General features: G+C 44.1%; 14 protein-coding genes. 11 read left to right on the top strand and 3 right to left on the bottom strand.

Features of this window, described 5'->3' with window-relative positions:
- Positions 1 to 45: 45 nt before the first annotated feature.
- Both NYE35_RS05600 and NYE35_RS05595 read right to left on the bottom strand, forming a co-directional pair.
- On the bottom strand, positions 46 to 864 hold the full coding sequence (locus tag NYE35_RS05600) for a GGDEF domain-containing protein (protein WP_080742411.1): 819 nt from the start codon (positions 862 to 864) through the stop codon (positions 46 to 48).
- Between the two features lie 77 nt (positions 865 to 941).
- On the bottom strand, positions 942 to 1,529 hold the full coding sequence (locus tag NYE35_RS05595; protein WP_038568983.1) for a histidine phosphatase family protein: 588 nt from the start codon (positions 1,527 to 1,529) through the stop codon (positions 942 to 944).
- A 246-nt stretch (positions 1,530 to 1,775) separates the two neighbouring features.
- Here NYE35_RS05595 and NYE35_RS05590 point away from each other — a divergent pair, with 246 nt between their 5' ends.
- Positions 1,776 to 2,930, top strand: coding sequence for a phosphodiester glycosidase family protein (locus NYE35_RS05590; RefSeq protein WP_036680436.1), 1,155 nt, complete (start codon positions 1,776 to 1,778; stop codon positions 2,928 to 2,930).
- Between the two features lie 252 nt (positions 2,931 to 3,182).
- On the opposite strand, the gene NYE35_RS05585 is transcribed toward NYE35_RS05590, so the two are convergent.
- A complete protein-coding gene (locus tag NYE35_RS05585) occupies positions 3,183 to 4,088 on the bottom strand; it encodes a GNAT family N-acetyltransferase (protein WP_341120344.1) in 906 nt (301 codons plus the stop codon).
- Positions 4,089 to 5,511: 1,423 nt separating this feature from the next.
- Between NYE35_RS05585 and NYE35_RS05580 the strand changes: the two genes are divergently transcribed.
- The 10 genes from NYE35_RS05580 (at position 5,512) to NYE35_RS05535 (ending at position 14,792) form a co-directional block, all read left to right on the top strand.
- On the top strand, positions 5,512 to 5,724 hold the full coding sequence (locus tag NYE35_RS05580; RefSeq protein ID WP_341120342.1) for a hypothetical protein: 213 nt from the start codon (positions 5,512 to 5,514) through the stop codon (positions 5,722 to 5,724).
- A 182-nt stretch (positions 5,725 to 5,906) separates the two neighbouring features.
- Positions 5,907 to 6,605, top strand: coding sequence for a response regulator transcription factor (locus NYE35_RS05575; protein ID WP_036679829.1), 699 nt, complete (start codon positions 5,907 to 5,909; stop codon positions 6,603 to 6,605).
- Positions 6,602 to 7,600, top strand: a complete 999-nt coding sequence (locus NYE35_RS05570) for a sensor histidine kinase (RefSeq protein ID WP_076145518.1) — start codon at positions 6,602 to 6,604, stop codon at positions 7,598 to 7,600. Before NYE35_RS05575 ends, NYE35_RS05570 begins: the two co-directional genes overlap by 4 nt.
- Before the next feature lie 239 nt (positions 7,601 to 7,839).
- A complete protein-coding gene (locus NYE35_RS05565; RefSeq protein WP_036679832.1) occupies positions 7,840 to 8,610 on the top strand; it encodes an ABC transporter ATP-binding protein in 771 nt (256 codons plus the stop codon).
- A complete protein-coding gene (locus NYE35_RS05560; RefSeq protein WP_341120340.1) occupies positions 8,585 to 10,531 on the top strand; it encodes an ABC transporter permease in 1,947 nt (648 codons plus the stop codon). Before NYE35_RS05565 ends, NYE35_RS05560 begins: the two co-directional genes overlap by 26 nt.
- A 144-nt stretch (positions 10,532 to 10,675) precedes the next feature.
- Positions 10,676 to 11,632 (top strand): helix-turn-helix transcriptional regulator, encoded by a 957-nt coding sequence (locus NYE35_RS05555; RefSeq protein WP_036679835.1) that lies wholly within the window; start codon positions 10,676 to 10,678, stop codon positions 11,630 to 11,632.
- Between the two features lie 105 nt (positions 11,633 to 11,737).
- A complete protein-coding gene (locus NYE35_RS05550) occupies positions 11,738 to 12,196 on the top strand; it encodes an SRPBCC domain-containing protein (RefSeq protein ID WP_076104700.1) in 459 nt (152 codons plus the stop codon).
- A gap of 226 nt (positions 12,197 to 12,422) precedes the next feature.
- Positions 12,423 to 12,677 (top strand): FeoA family protein, encoded by a 255-nt coding sequence (locus tag NYE35_RS05545; protein ID WP_036679839.1) that lies wholly within the window; start codon positions 12,423 to 12,425, stop codon positions 12,675 to 12,677.
- Positions 12,674 to 13,405 carry a FeoB small GTPase domain-containing protein gene (locus NYE35_RS05540; protein ID WP_341120337.1) on the top strand — a complete coding sequence of 244 codons (732 nt, stop codon included), beginning with the start codon at positions 12,674 to 12,676 and terminating at the stop codon, positions 13,403 to 13,405. Before NYE35_RS05545 ends, NYE35_RS05540 begins: the two co-directional genes overlap by 4 nt.
- Positions 13,383 to 14,792, top strand: a complete 1,410-nt coding sequence (locus NYE35_RS05535) for a nucleoside recognition domain-containing protein (protein ID WP_076296172.1) — start codon at positions 13,383 to 13,385, stop codon at positions 14,790 to 14,792. The genes NYE35_RS05540 and NYE35_RS05535 overlap by 23 nt, the downstream gene beginning before the upstream one ends.
- Positions 14,793 to 15,295: the final 503 nt, after the last annotated feature.

The raw sequence follows: 15,295 nt of genomic DNA, 5'->3' as shown, positions 1-15,295 counted from the left end.
TCTATTTATGTCCAAGGCTGACGCTTATATTTTACATTTAACAAACTAATTTTTAAAAACTGAATAACGACCTGTCCCGAGCTGTTTGGCGGTGTACATCGCTGTATCTGCCTCATGCAGCAGCCTGAAATGATCCACCTTGCCATGACTAATGCTGATGCCTATGCTCGCAGATACAAAGAGGTTGTGCTCTCCCAGCTGATAATGTCTGGTCGTCTTCTCCAGAATCTGCACCGCTAACTGCTCCGCTTCCTTCTGATTGCAGCCTTTAGCTACGATCACAAATTCATCACCGCCTATGCGGAAAATATGGCGTTTTCTTTTGCTGGAGAATTGACTTAACCTTCCTCCCACCTCTTGCAGCAGTAAATCGCCCACATGATGTCCTAAGCTGTCATTGATTGATTTGAAACGGTTCAAATCCATAAACAATACGGCTAGTTGCTCATTTACTTTGCAGCGATCCCAAAAGTGATCCATTCCATTCTTGTTTAACAGCCCCGTTAAGCCATCCTTATAGGCAAGTTCCTTAAGCTGCTCTCTTTCCGCCAAAACAAGGTTCAGCCGTGTAAGCAAAAACATTAAAACAGCTATCGTAAGCGCGTATATCAATAACGGAGTGAAAATCCCCCCATTGACCTCTATAGTTTCTTCTAAGGATTTTTTGCCTAGCTGATGCATTGCCCACAATCCAACGACGATAGTTATAATGGAAAGGCCCGTGTAAACCGCTCTTTGTTTTGATTCCTTACTAGCAACATCCCGGTAAAATCTCAATACTAAATAACCTACAACTCCTGCGATGATAATGGACATTAACGTTTGTAAATAAATCTGAACCTCTACCACCTTTAATTCGCACATCCTTCTGAACTACAAATAATTAGCTTACTGTACTGCGATACCAATATATAAAAAAGCTCTGAACATTATCTGAACACTTACTCTTTCTCCAAATGCCGCGCACAATTATATAACTCGCAGTTCCAGGAGCCATCCGATTCGGATTTTGTTATTCGCGTAATTGACGTATTGTTCAATAATACTGTGCCGTCCAGTTCTGGAAGTAGTCTTCTAAGGCTACTGCGTAAAATTGCACCATGGCTAACGATCAGAATATGGCTGCCTGGATGTCTCGCCGCAATTTCTTCAATCACTTCGCTGCCTCTGAGCTCGCTGGCTTCTGGAGTTTCCAAACCCAAATCTAACGTCTTCCAATCGGTTCCCCATCGTTCAATCCGCTCTTGCTGCGTAGTTCCTTCAATAAGTCCCGCATACATCTCTCGAATGCCCGGCGCTAAACCCGTGATCTCAAGGCCTAATCTTTCTGCAATAACCTCTGCCGTTTGCCGCGCTCTGAGTAAATCACTTGAATATATGTAATCCCATTGTTCTGTGCTAAGTCGTTCAGCCAGTAGTTGTGCCTGTTGCAGGCCTTCAGCATCCAATGAATTATCCGTATGCCCTTGCACTCTGCCTTCTTTATTCCACGCGGTACTTCCATGGCGAATTAAACCTATTGTAGTCATAAAAATCTCCTTTTAGCTAATGAGTCTAGTGGCAGTTGTGATACTGGTTGTAGTGCTAGTTATAGTGCTAGTTATAATGCTAATTTCAGTGCTACTTCAGTGCTAATATAAATAATATAATCTATATTCTATCAGATTCACCCTATGAACATTTAAAAATAAAGGTTATCCAAGTTTTTGAACATGAGGTATAATAAACCTTGTCGTTTTTTACAACAGCTACAAGATAAGGAGTAATTGTTTATGATGAAAAAGCTAGGGTCCACTTTGTTTCTTACCTTCTTACTGCTCATTCCACTTGTCGCCACTTGCCCTTCCACTGTTGGTGCAACACCGCTTCCTAAAAACACCGTCTATGTGGACAAGAATAACCATTCATACATACCACTGCGTCTATTAAATAGCTTCACTGGTATACAATCTGTATGGAATCCTAACGAAAAACGTATAAGCATTACGAATGCAGACACAACCATAACGCTTACATTAGGTCAAACCGCTGCGCTCGTCAATGAAAAGTCGGTTACACTAACTGATCTTGCTTTCAGTGATAACGGCACGGTATATATTCCGTTGTCTTTTATCAGCACAACACTTGGCATTCAATTAACTTGGGATAAGGAAGCCTCTTCGTTAACCCTTAAGAGTAATGATATTGCAACCACTGTTCCTGTACAGTCCGGCGCACTAATCAAAGCGGATTCTTCACCAGTTGTCAGCGCTAGTAAAACCTTCAAGGTTGGCGGCAGATCCTTCAAAGCCCAGACGGTTACAGTGTCCCTGCTGCATCCTAAGGTGAAACTTGATGTCGTACTGGCTGGAAATACGGTCGGAAAAGTGGAGGACCTAAGCAGTCTGGCTAAACGTAATAATGCCGTAGTTGCGATTAACGGAACGTTTTTTGATGCCTATACAAAAGGGGCATACAAAGCTCCATACGGTTACATTGTCAGCGGTGGAAAAATGCTTAAAAATAGCTCCGGGGATCGCCGGACGATTTTTACCTATGACAGCAACCATCTAGCGTCACTGATTCCTGGGTTGGATTTCACAAGCCGCTTCGCTTCCGGCTCCATGGAAGGAGCTCTTCAAGCCGGCCCGCGTCTTCTTGTGAACGGCAAGGTATCCCTTAATGTTGCGGCAGAAGGCTTCAAGGATCCGAAAATCTTGACCGGCGGCGGAGCCCGCAGCGCGCTCGGATTAACACGCGACCATAAGCTCATTCTGCTGACCACTGGTGGAGCCACCATCCCACAGCTGGCAGAAATGATGAAGCAAGCTGGAGCGTATCAAGCCATGAATCTGGATGGTGGTGCATCCAGCGGGCTCTACTACAACGGCAAATATCTCACGTCCCCCGGGCGTCAGATCAGCAATGCAATTGTAGTCAAATATCAATAAAATCTCTTGGCCAGACGGCTACTAAGAATATATGATTCTATTGTACAAAGTGTAATCAGAGGCAGTTTGCAGCGCATAATTGCTATAGCGGTATGATTGCTGTACGACGTTTGAAACTACTGTGCAGCATATGATTGCCGAGCTCAAACCCAAAAATCCCCTTGACGACTTACCCATCAAGGGGATTTTTCATAGTACGTTGCCAGTTTAGGTACTGCTGACAGATCCAGTGTTGGGGGCAGCCGGTGCAACTTAATCTGTGTGACCTGAATATTCCCACACCTGCAACCAAACTTCAGTAGTAAAGCCCAATTTCTCGTAGAAAGGCTGCATCGAACCTACGTAAACTTTACTAGCTCCGAGTTGTTTTAAACGGTTAAATCCTTCGTGTAGGACCGCCCGTCCCAGTCCCAGCTTTCGATAATTAATGGATGTGCCTACAGGCTCCAGAATACCAATTCTATTGCTGCTGTCCCAAAAAATATTACAAAAGGAAACCACTTCGCCCGCGTCATTCACAACGCTAAGATCGAGCTGCGGATTATAACTTGGAGCGTTACTCATATTCCCATAATGCAGCAGCGTGAGTTCTGCCTCCACCGTTTCTGCATAGTCGAAGGCCATAATATGTCCGAGCGCTTTTGCAGTAACCTCGATCTCATCTCCGCTGCAAATTCTGAATCCAGAGGGGAGCTCCACAGGAAATTCCTTATCCAATCGCAAGGAGTTTACGCTTTCCTTACCACCCGTTAAATGGTACCCCCTCTTACGAGCAACCTCCGCCGCAAAAGTCATATTCTCCGGTATTGGCACATACAGCTCTACGTAACCACCGTTCTCTTCCTCAGCTTTTTGTTCAGCAAAAGCGAACATTTCTTCAAGTAATTTTTCCGGAGGATTCATCTCAGCACACTGAAAATAGAACCCATCGTCCATGCACACTACAGCTGCAAGCTCTCCATTCTCATACTCCCATAAGCCTACTTTTTGTTCCCACTGCTCCAGCGTTCCACTTCTCGTCTCCTGAAAAAAAACAACGAATTCCCAGCGGTCTATAAGCCAGGTATTTGGAGTCTTTAGCTTACTATAACTTTGTATAAGAAAATGACGTACCTTTAGCAGATCTTCTGAACGGTAGCTTCTAAAATTAATGTTCATTTTCCGCGCCCCTCTCTTTAATTTCATATTAAGGGGGATGCAAAATGAAGCATATATCATAATTAGTTATTATTATTTTATACTACCGAATATGATCCGTACGTTCACAAAACAAACATTTCTTGAGTGAAAATTATGAGCTCCACACATCCGTTAACTGCATTTAGTGCAACTATTTCCTCAGAATGCTCCTTTAAAAGATAGTTAGTTGTATTTCGTGCAGTTAAATTTCTGGTTTTCCTTTAATTGCACCGAATTCACCCTTTTTAGTTGCACGAAGTGCAATTAAATGGCTTCTAATGAGTATCTACGCAGAAATAAGTGTATAAAGTGCAATTAGAGAAAGTTTTGGAGTGGGCGATCTTCTTCCGGAGGAAAAAGTCACTGATCAAGCTTTTTCAAGCGATAATTATGAGCTCCACGCATCCGTTAACTGCATTTAGTGCAACTATTCCTCAGAATGCTCCTTCAAAAGTTAGTTTAGTTGTATTTCGTGCAGTTAAATTTCTGGTTTTCCTTTAATTCCACTAGATTCACCCTTTTTGTTGCACGAAGTGCAACTAAACGGCTTCTAATGACCAACAACGCAGAAATAAGTGTACAAAGTGCAATTAGAGAAAGTTCTGGAGTGCGCGATCTTCTTCCGGAGGAAAAAGTCACTGATCAAGCTTTTTCAAGCGATAATTATGAGCTACACGCATCCGTTAACTGCATTTAGTGCAACTATTCCTCAGAATGCTCCTTCAAAAGTTAGTTTAGTTGTATTTCGTGCAGTTAAATTTCTGGTTTTCCTTTAATTCCACTAGATTCACCCTTTTTAGTTGCACGAAGTGCAACTAAACGGCTTCTAATGACCAACAACGCAGAAATAAGTGTACAAAGTGCAATTAGAGAAAGTTCTGGCGTTCGCGATCTTCTTCCGGAGGAAATAGTCACTGATCAACTATTTTCAAGCGATAATTATGAGCTACACGCATCTGTTAACTGCATTTAGTGCAACTATTTCCTCAGAATGCTCCTTTAAAAGATAGTTAGTTGTATTTCGTGCAGTTAAATTTCTGGTTTACCTTTAATTGCACCGAATTCACCCTTTTTAGTTGCACGAAGTGCAATTAAATGGCTTCTAATGACCAACTACGCAGAAATAAGTGTACAAAGTGCAATTAGAGTAAGTTTGTTGAGTGGGCGATCTTCTTCTGGAGGAAATAGTCACTGATCAAGCATTTTCAAGCGATATATGAGCTCCACGCATCCGTTAACTGCATTTAGTGCAACTATTCCTCAGAATGCTCATTCAAAAGTTAGTTTAGTTGTATTTCGTGCAGTTAAATTTCCGGTTTTCCTTTAATTGCACCGAATTCACCCTTTTTAGTTGCACGAAGTGCAATTAAATGGCTTCTATGGACTATCTACGCAGAAATAAGTGTACAAAGTGCAATTAAGTCTGGATAAGCCGCTTGAGCTAAATTTGGATTGCATAGATCTAGCTGAGTTAGATTTTAGATCAGTTAGTTTTGGATCGATTAGCGGTAGATCGGTTAAAGTTGGATCAGCTAGAGCTATTCAGCTAGAGCTAGGCCAGCTACAGCTAGGTCAGCTAGAGCTAGGTCAGCTACAGCTAGGTCAGCTAGGCTAGGTTAGCTAGAGCTAGATCAGCTAGAGCTAGGCCAGCTAGGCTAGGTCAGCTAGACTTAGATCAGCTAAAATTCCCCTTCGGTAAATCTAGCTAGATTCTTACGTTGACCACGAATAAGAGTACTCTTTTTGCATAATTTTCCTTGTCCATGTTACTGTATTACTGAACAAAGGAGTGAAAATATGGAGACAATTCTAATCATAGAGGACGATGCCAAGCTGGCAAGCTTGCTGAGCACGTATCTATCAAAATATGGGTTCCTTACAATTATTGTAGAAGATTTCAACAGGGTGCTGGAGACTTTTAATGAAAGCTCGGCTGACCTTATCTTACTGGACGTCAATCTGCCTAAATACGATGGGTTCTACTGGTGCCGCCAGATCCGTTCCCTCTCACTCTGCCCGATTCTGTTCATTTCTGCACGGGATAGTGGAATGGATCAGGTGATGGCGCTTGAGAATGGCGGGGACGATTATATCACTAAGCCTTTTCACTATGAGGTTGTGCTTGCCAAAATCCGCAGCCACATACGTAGAGCATACGGTTCATACTCACAGACTCAAGAAGAGCATAAACTCCAGTCTGGAGGTTTAATCCTCTATCCTGAACGATATGTGATCCAATACGACGGGCACACGAGTGAGCTAACCCAGAAGGAAGCGGTTCTACTGGAAGCTTTACTGCTTAAGGAAGGACGAGTGGTTAACCGGGAGCGTCTGCTCGATCTCATGTGGAAGGATCAGCATTTCATAGATGACAATACATTAAATGTCTACATAACCCGTGTCCGCAAAAAGCTCAAGGATCTCGGTCTTGGCGACATTGTGGAAACCGTAAGAGGCGCTGGCTATCGGCTTAATGTCTCTAAGGATACGCCATGAGACTTTTTTGGAGAGACCAGATCTCACTGATCCTATTCTATCTGCTTCAGATGCTGCTTATCCCTTTGCTGTATTGGCTGTCTGGTGAGAACAGACCTATCTCTATCATGCTTTATGGAATCGCCTTGAGTACCGTAGTTCTACTGCTATATCTAGGCTACCGATACGTTCAGCACCGGAGATTGTATGCAGCATTAAGCGAACCTATGGACATGCTCCAAAAACATCTTGTTTCCTTAGGAGACACTCCTCTTTCAGAAGCTATCCATGAGTTATTGCAGCTTATTGACCGCCAGTATCAAGAGCAAGTGAATGCGCATGCGCGCCAGATGGATCAGCATATCGTATTCATGAATCGCTGGGTTCATCAAATGAAGACCCCGCTCTCTGTAATTCAGCTTACGCTAAAGGATCTTGAAGAGGAGGCTGCCGCAAGTATTCAGGAGGAACTGGAACGTCTGCGCGGAGGGCTGGAGATGGTCATCTACACTTCAAGACTTGACCGATTTGAAAATGATTTTCAAGTTGAACCGTTACTTCTGCGCAAAACCGTTAGTGAGGCGGTAGCCGAAAATCGCAGACTATTCATACGCCGGGGCATAAAAGTAGATGTACAGGTGGATGCCAATCTAGCGGTATATAGCGATGCCAAATGGTTAATGTTTATGCTGGCCCAAATCTTAACTAATGCCGTAAACTATACCTCCGGTTCTGGCAAAACCGTTACCCTCTCAGCTCAGCGTGTGGGCACCGACACTATTCTGGATATTACCGATCAAGGGATCGGCATTTCTCCTGAGGATCTGAAGCGGGTCTTTAATCCCTACTTTACGGGTGACCGCGGACGACATTATCATGAATCGACAGGGATGGGGCTGTATCTCGTCCGGGAGATTTGCAACAGGCTCGAACACAAGGTGGATATTCAGTCCCGGCTCGGGGAAGGAACCCGCGTGCGGCTTATTTTTAGCAACAGTGATCATCTACAGAAATAATATTGAGGGGACTTCGTCGTCATTATTCATGGCTTTGAAGCCTCCTTCTTCTTTATAGGTTACTTGTCTCTCAACCCATTCTTCACAAGGAGAAAGGCGAACATAACCTTAACTTCTCTGTAAGGAAACCTTAAGGTAAATCCATAGCAGCTAATCTCTCGATCTTATAAATTATATACATAACCCGTTCCCCGAATAAGGCGGATGAAATCATTTTTGTATTGGAAGGAATGAATGATATGAACGTATTGGAAGTCAAAGGACTTCATAAGGTATACCCCGGCAAAATAGTGACCCAAGCCCTCACTGATATTCATCTAAATATTGAAAAAGGTGAATTTGTCGGAATTATGGGACCGTCTGGTAGCGGTAAAACAACACTGCTCAATATGGTATCCACAATCGACCAGCCGTCCTCTGGCGAAGTGAATATCAACGGCAGCAACCCTTATCTTTTGAATAAAAAAGAGCTCGCCCACTTTCGCCGAAAACAACTAGGCTTTGTGTTTCAGGACTTCAACCTGCTTGAGACATTAACCGTCGCCGAGAATATTGTGCTGCCCCTGACTTTGGATAACCGTAAGCTCTCCCAGATGGAGATCTTGCTTCAAAGAGTCGCAGAACGCTTAAACATTACCGATATTCTGAGCAAACGCACCTATGAAATTTCAGGGGGACAACGTCAGCGGACCGCAATTGCCCGGGCGATCATCACCTCTCCTTCGATTATTTTGGCCGATGAACCTACGGGTGCGCTTGACTCCAATTCTTCGCGGATGGTGATGGAATCGCTGGAGGATATTAATCACAAAGAAGGCACCACGCTAATGCTCGTAACACATGATCCACTGGCAGCGAGCTACTGCAACCGAATTGTTTTTATAAAAGACGGCAAACTAGCAGCGGAAATTCATCGGGGCGATAACCGTCAGGCCTTCTTCCAAAAGATTATCGACACACTTTCGTTCTGGGGAGGGAATAGTCATGAACTTTCCTCAATTCGCGTTTAATAATGTACGCCGTAATTCACGCGCTTATTTTGCTTTTTTCTTAAGCAGTGCTTTTATGGTCATGATCTTTTTCTCTTATTCAGTCTTTATTTACCACCCTAGTATTACCAACATCGAGCTGGGTGCGAATTCAGCCTCCGGCATGCAAATTGCTTCTTACATCGTGTTTATCTTTGCGTTCTTTTTCGTTCTATATTCGATTAGCGCATTTCTGAAAATGCGTAATCTGGAGTTCGGCATACTGATGATTTTAGGCGCACGCCCTGGCCAGATCAACAAGCTGATTCTTATAGAAAATATGCTGATCGGACTGCTCTCTATAGTAACAGGTGTGTCTTTCGGCATGCTTTTATCCAAGTTATTTTTGCTGCTAAGCACGACAATTATGGGCATGGAGCCACTGCCCTTTTATTGGCCAATGAAGGCGTTAATGATTACCTCTATCTCTTTCATTTCATTATTTCTGGTCATTTCGATCTTCACATTATTGTTCATTCGTAAGCATCAAGTTCTTGAACTGCTTAAGGGAAATGTTAAACCTAAAAAAGAACCCCGTGTCTCCTTATTGTTCTCATTCTTTGGGCTTCTACTGTTGACCGTCGGCGCTCTCGCGATTCGGAAGCAATTGTCCCCGACCTCACTGTTAGTCGCCGCTGTCACAGGTATCGCTGGAACCTACTTTTTCTACTCTCAGTTATCTGTATTGGGCATTCGCTTACTAAAACTAAGACGCAAGCGGCTGTGGCGCGGAACCAATCTGCTGTGGATTTCCGAGATGAGTTATAAGATTAAAGACAATGCAAGAATGCTGTTCCTTGTAACTGTGGTTACCTCGCTTGCCTGCATGGCTTCGGGAATTCTTTTATCGATTAATCAAGCGAACTCAGACCTCTATAAAAAATCCCCATTCGCTGTGAGTTATACGATTTATGATCCGAAGGATGAAGCACCAGATTTAGAGCCCATTCACACTAAATTAAAGAATGCTAAAGTCGAGTACACAGAGAATAAAGTAGAACTAATCTCTGCTTCCATTCAAGGAATCGATAAGGAAAAAATACTTGGAATTGATCTGATATCCCGCTCACAGTTCAATCAACTGGGCTTACAAATGGATGTGTCCGAGGTTGGGCCCTTGTCTGAAAAAGAAGCTGTATTACTGCTGAACCCACATATGGATTCACAGAATTTTGCTGCTGATCGAGCGATTCATTTGAAGGTTCAGAAAGATGAGGAGCTGATGCTAAAAGAATTACGAACACCAAAGGTGCATCCAGTAGATCCAATGGCCACCTCACTTCTAATCGTAGATGACAACTTATATCATAAGATTTCTACTTCAACAGAGAAGTACACGAGACCTTATGTGAAATATCTATACAAAATCCCTGCATGGGACGGTCCTACACCTAATGACAGCTCAGCTGAAGCTGTTGTCACCAGAGACTTCATCCAATGGAATAAAGCCGCTAACAAGGCTAACCATCAATACAGCTCTATACTGGGATCGCGAGCAGACAGCTATCTATCGACCAAGCAGGGAGCTGCCATGCTTAGCTTTATAGGGATTTTTATCGCTCTGATCTTCTCGCTTTCATCGGCCAGCTTTCTCTTTTTTAAGCTTCATACTGAGCTCAATACAGATAAGCAAATGTATAATGCTTTATCCAAAATCGGTTTAAGCACTAAAGAAATGTCAGCTTCTGCTACCAAACAGATTTCGGTACTTTTCTATATTCCGATTATTATTGCCACCATCCAGACTCTTGTCGTGATTCGTCCGATACTGAAACAGATTAATATCACAAATGTAACTGTGCCCGTGCTTACTACATCAGCTGTATTTCTGGTTGTGCAAACTATCTATTTCCTTATTGCGAGATCACGTTACATTCATAGTCTCAAGAAAATAATGGTGTAACGACATGTCGAAAAGAATCATAACCCTGGATGTACTTCGCGGCTTGGAACTTATGTCAGCACCAAAAGGTTCTCTAGCTGATCATTAGGCAATTTGCTATAGTTAGTGAGCTATTAATTAATGAAGCAAGGAGGTTCTTGATTTATGTCCAAGGCTGATCACATGTTATCCATTCTCTGGATGCTCAAGCAACGGGGAAGAACCGCCGGGGAACTAGCAGAAGCGCTAGAGATCAGTGTCCGCTCTGTCTATCGTTACATCGACGCGTTATGCATCAGTGGCGTACCCATTATCGCGGATAGTGGACCTGGTGGTGGCTATAGCCTTCCGGAACATTTTTCCGAGGCCCCGTTATTCTTTGACTCCGACGAACAGCGTTCCCTCCTGCAAGCCGCCTCCTTTGCGCGGGGAACTGGATATCCTTATGTAGAAGCTCTAGATCAAGCAATCGCCAAACTGAAACGATACAGCAATGCGCAGCAATTAGAACAGATGGAGCGTCATGAGGGCGGGATAGAAACCATCCACTCCCCTGCTGTGCCGCTTCCCCACCTGCTGCAAGAGCTTGAATTAGCGACGGCGAACGGACATACCCTTCAGATGGAATATCGGAAGGGAAACGGGGAGACAATTTCTTCCCGCGCTATTGATCCTTATGGACTTGTACTGTGGAAGGGGCAATGGTACACCGTTGCTTATTGCCATCAGAGGCAAGAAATTCGGTCTTTCCGAGTCGATAGAATGACTGAGCTGCACCGTACAGAAGCTCTGTTTGCCCGTCCTGCTGACTTCTCTGCACGTGATTTTTTGTTAAAAAGCTTGCTGCCAACACCAAATACTCCAGAGAAACTCATAGCAGTAGTCATCGCCGCCGATGAAGGAATCCTTAACGATCTATGCAGTCATTGGCTGTTTGGACATACGCTGGTCCAGCGCATTGACGGACAAGCCCGCTTTCAAGTCGATGAGACCTCCTTACTGACTTATGCGCCTTACTTCTTGTTGCCTTATGGATCAACATTACGAATCCTAGAGCCTTTAGCTCTGAAGCAAAAGCTGTCCGCTATAGCTACCGATCTGGCAGCTTATTATAAAACTTAAAATGATTATTTTAGGATCACTGACCGTAGTTGTCAGTGATCCTTTTGTATAGTGTAAATAAGTCTAAGGAAATAAATGATTGTACAAACCAAGGAGGAATAACAAATGAAAGAACTTCACTATGAATTTTATATTGGCGGAACACCTGAGCAGGTATGGGAGACTTTGATCTCTCCGGAAGGTACTAAACAGATTTACTACGGGAGCGTAATCCAATCCACCTTTAAAGAAGGCGAATTGCTGGAATATGTTGGTCCCGGTGCAGATGGCGATGAAACGATACATGTATATGGGACTCTGCTGGAGTTCACTCCACAAAAAGCGTTTCGTTTCACGCATAAGGTCGGCCCCTCCTATCATAAGGGTACAGAAAGATATGAATCGCGTATATCTTGGCTGCTTGAACCGGTGGGTGGAACTACTAAGCTTACGCTTATCCACGATGAATGGCATCCTGATGATCCTTCATATGCTGGCAGTATCAACGCCTGGTGGCAGGTTCTGAGTAATATTAAAACCTTGGTCGAGACCGGACGTACACTTGATTTTGGCAGCTGGTCGTAATTTTACTGCTAATTAGGAATTAAGCTCAACCCTGCGGAAAAGAGCGTACAAGCCCTTTTTCGTCAGGGGCTTTTTTTGCTTAATTTTATTTTGCCTATGGGAAACATTCTTGTTGCAGGGACAAAGTTGTTGCCATATACTAATGTTGTGCCAGACTACAAGAAATGTTCTAATACACAAAATAAAAACCATAGGCGGTAAAAATATAAATGAAAGAAGGGATCTCATGACTGGAACAACTATTCCTTTATCAGAAGCTGCAAAGGGTAGCACGCTGCGCATCAGCGACATTGAAGTCCAAGGTGTGCTTAGAAGAAGATTACTGGACCTCGGGTTCGTAGTCGGGAATATCGTAGAGGTGTTGCGGCGTAGTCCATTAGGAGATCCTATAGCTTTTCGGGTAAGCAATACGACCATTGCACTGCGTAGAGAAGAAAGTTCTTTAATATTCGGAGAATTAATTGGAGGTGTAGAAGCATGAGTCAGTTCACCGTCGCTTTTGCAGGCAATCCTAACACTGGAAAAAGCACACTATTCAACCTGCTAACCGGCATGCGACAGCATACTGGAAACTGGGCAGGTAAAACCGTCATTACTGCCGAAGGCGAATTCAAACACAATAACCATTCATACCTCGCGGTAGATTTACCAGGAACGTACTCCCTATACTCAAATTCCGCGGATGAAGAAGCGGCTAGAGATTATATTATTTTTGAACAGCCAGACGTGACACTTGTAGTGCTTGACGCTACTTCTCTGGAACGTAATCTCAATCTTGCCTTGCAAGTGCTGGAGATTACCGGACGGGCGGTTGTCTGCATCAACCTCATTGATGAAGCACGAAAGCTGGGCATCGACATCAACCTGAAGAGTATTTCCAAACGTCTCGGCGTACCCGTCGTTGCGATATCGGCACGCAATAAAATAGGGATCGATGCCTTATTGGATCAAGTGGAGCGAGTGGCTACAGGCTCATTCACAGCGCAGCCGCTGCGGATTAACTACAACGAAGAGATCGAACGGGGAATTGCCGAGCTTACACCATTGGTAGAGCAAACCATCGGTACCAAATATCCCGTTCGCTGGATTGCACTGCGCTTATTGGACGGTGATGACAGCCTGCTTACTTCACTCAAAGAGCATATGAAAAGCAAGGATTTACCCGAAGCAAAGGAGGTCATCGGCCATGGAGTCACTGCCTATCACTAAGGGATCTGACGCTCTAGATTCCCTATTGTCCACCGCAAAAAAGCTCGCTGACGGCGGAGCCATTCGGGATGAGATTGTCAGTGGTATATACGGGGTATCTGCAGGCATCTGCGGGGATGCAGTTACTTATCGGGATAAGAAGAAACTGAACAGCACTTATAAGCTGGATAATATCGTGACCTCAAAAATTTGGGGTTTTCCCATCATGCTCGCCATTCTCGGTGTCGTATTCTGGATTACGATTGCCGGGGCTAACTACCCTTCTAGCTGGCTCGCTTCCTTCTTTGGCTTCATTGAAGGATATCTGACAGCGGGATTTGAGGCTCTCCATGCCCCAGCTTGGCTGCACGGCGTGCTTGTGCTTGGCTTGTATCGAGGCACCTCATGGGTAATCAGTGTCATGCTGCCACCAATGATGATCTTTTTCCCCGTATTCGCGTTGCTTGAGAATTTCGGGTATCTGCCACGCGTAGCTTTTAACATGGACCGACTGTTCAAAAAATCAGGTGGTCATGGCAAGCAAGCTTTAACCATGTCCATGGGCTTCGGCTGTAACGCGGCCGCTATCCTCTCCACACGAATCATCGAATCGCCGCGTGAACGAATGCTGGCTATACTGACCAACAATTTTGTCCCTTGCAACGGCCGCTGGCCCACGCTGATTTTATTGTCTTCCTTATTTATGGCAGGAGCCGCTACGACAGGTGCGCTTCGTACATTCACCACTGCCTCCGTCCTAATGGGAATGGTTCTAATCGGCATCATTGTTACCTTAACCGTTTCCTGGGTCATGTCCAAAACTGCGCTGCGTGGGGTTCCCACACATTACACATTGGAGCTTCCTCCCTACCGCCGTCCACAAATCTGGAAGACCATACTTATTTCCTCCAAAGATAAGTCCCTTAACGTACTTACTCGGGCTATCGTCGTTGCTGCCCCTGCCGGGATTATCACTTGGATTCTAGGCAATCTGTTTATTGGCGGCGATTCTGTACTGAATCATATGGCTGCATTCTTTGATCCGTTTGCACATATGCTCGGCATGGACGGCTTTATCATCATGGCCTTTATTCTTGGACTTCCTGCGAATGAAATCGTATTGCCTATCTTGCTTATGGGCTATATGTCCTCAGGCGCTATGGTTGATATCGACAGTTTAGGCAGTATCAAAGATGTCTTTCTCTCACATGGCTGGACCTGGCTGACCGCACTCAACATGATGCTGTTCTCCCTGCTCCACTATCCTTGTGGTACGACACTCGTGAACATTTACAAGGAAACAAAAAGCATGAAATGGGCCGTTCTCTCAGCAGTCATTCCGCTGGGTATCGCCATCGGAGTAACCTTTGCTGTCGCTCAGCTTGCCCGGTTATTTGGGTGGGTGTGACGAGGGCGAGGTAGGCTTGCGATCTAAACTCAATTGACATCTTCTAACTTTAACTAACTTTATCTGACTTCAACTAGCTTCAAGTAACTTCACAACTAACTTCAACTGATTTCAACTTACATCGCAAAAATTCATCATTAACTCATTAAATTCACCTTAATCACATCACCCAAATTAACCTTGCTACACGGAATTCACCTTACTTTACCTTACAACATCTAAAGTTCAACTTGCTTCACTTTGCAACACCCTACAATATCTAGAGTTCATCTTGCTTCACTTTGCAACACCAACAATAACTAGAATTTGCTTCACAAAGTCCCGCCCACTTTGAAATCATATTTAGGGAATTTCTCCCTCAAATCCGAACTTTATAGGCACACATTGAACTTTTTGCAGAATTTCTCCCTAATAATCGAACTTTATAAGCACACGTTGGACTTTTTGCGGAATTTCTCCCTAAAAATCGAACTTCATAAGCGCACGTTGAACTTTTTGCGGAA

The organism is Paenibacillus sp. FSL L8-0494 (assembly GCF_038003695.1).
Lineage (GTDB): Bacteria > Bacillota > Bacilli > Paenibacillales > Paenibacillaceae > Paenibacillus_AQ > Paenibacillus_AQ odorifer.
The sequence above is the reverse complement of the archived record's forward strand: the minus strand, read 5'-3'. Positions and strand labels throughout refer to the sequence as shown.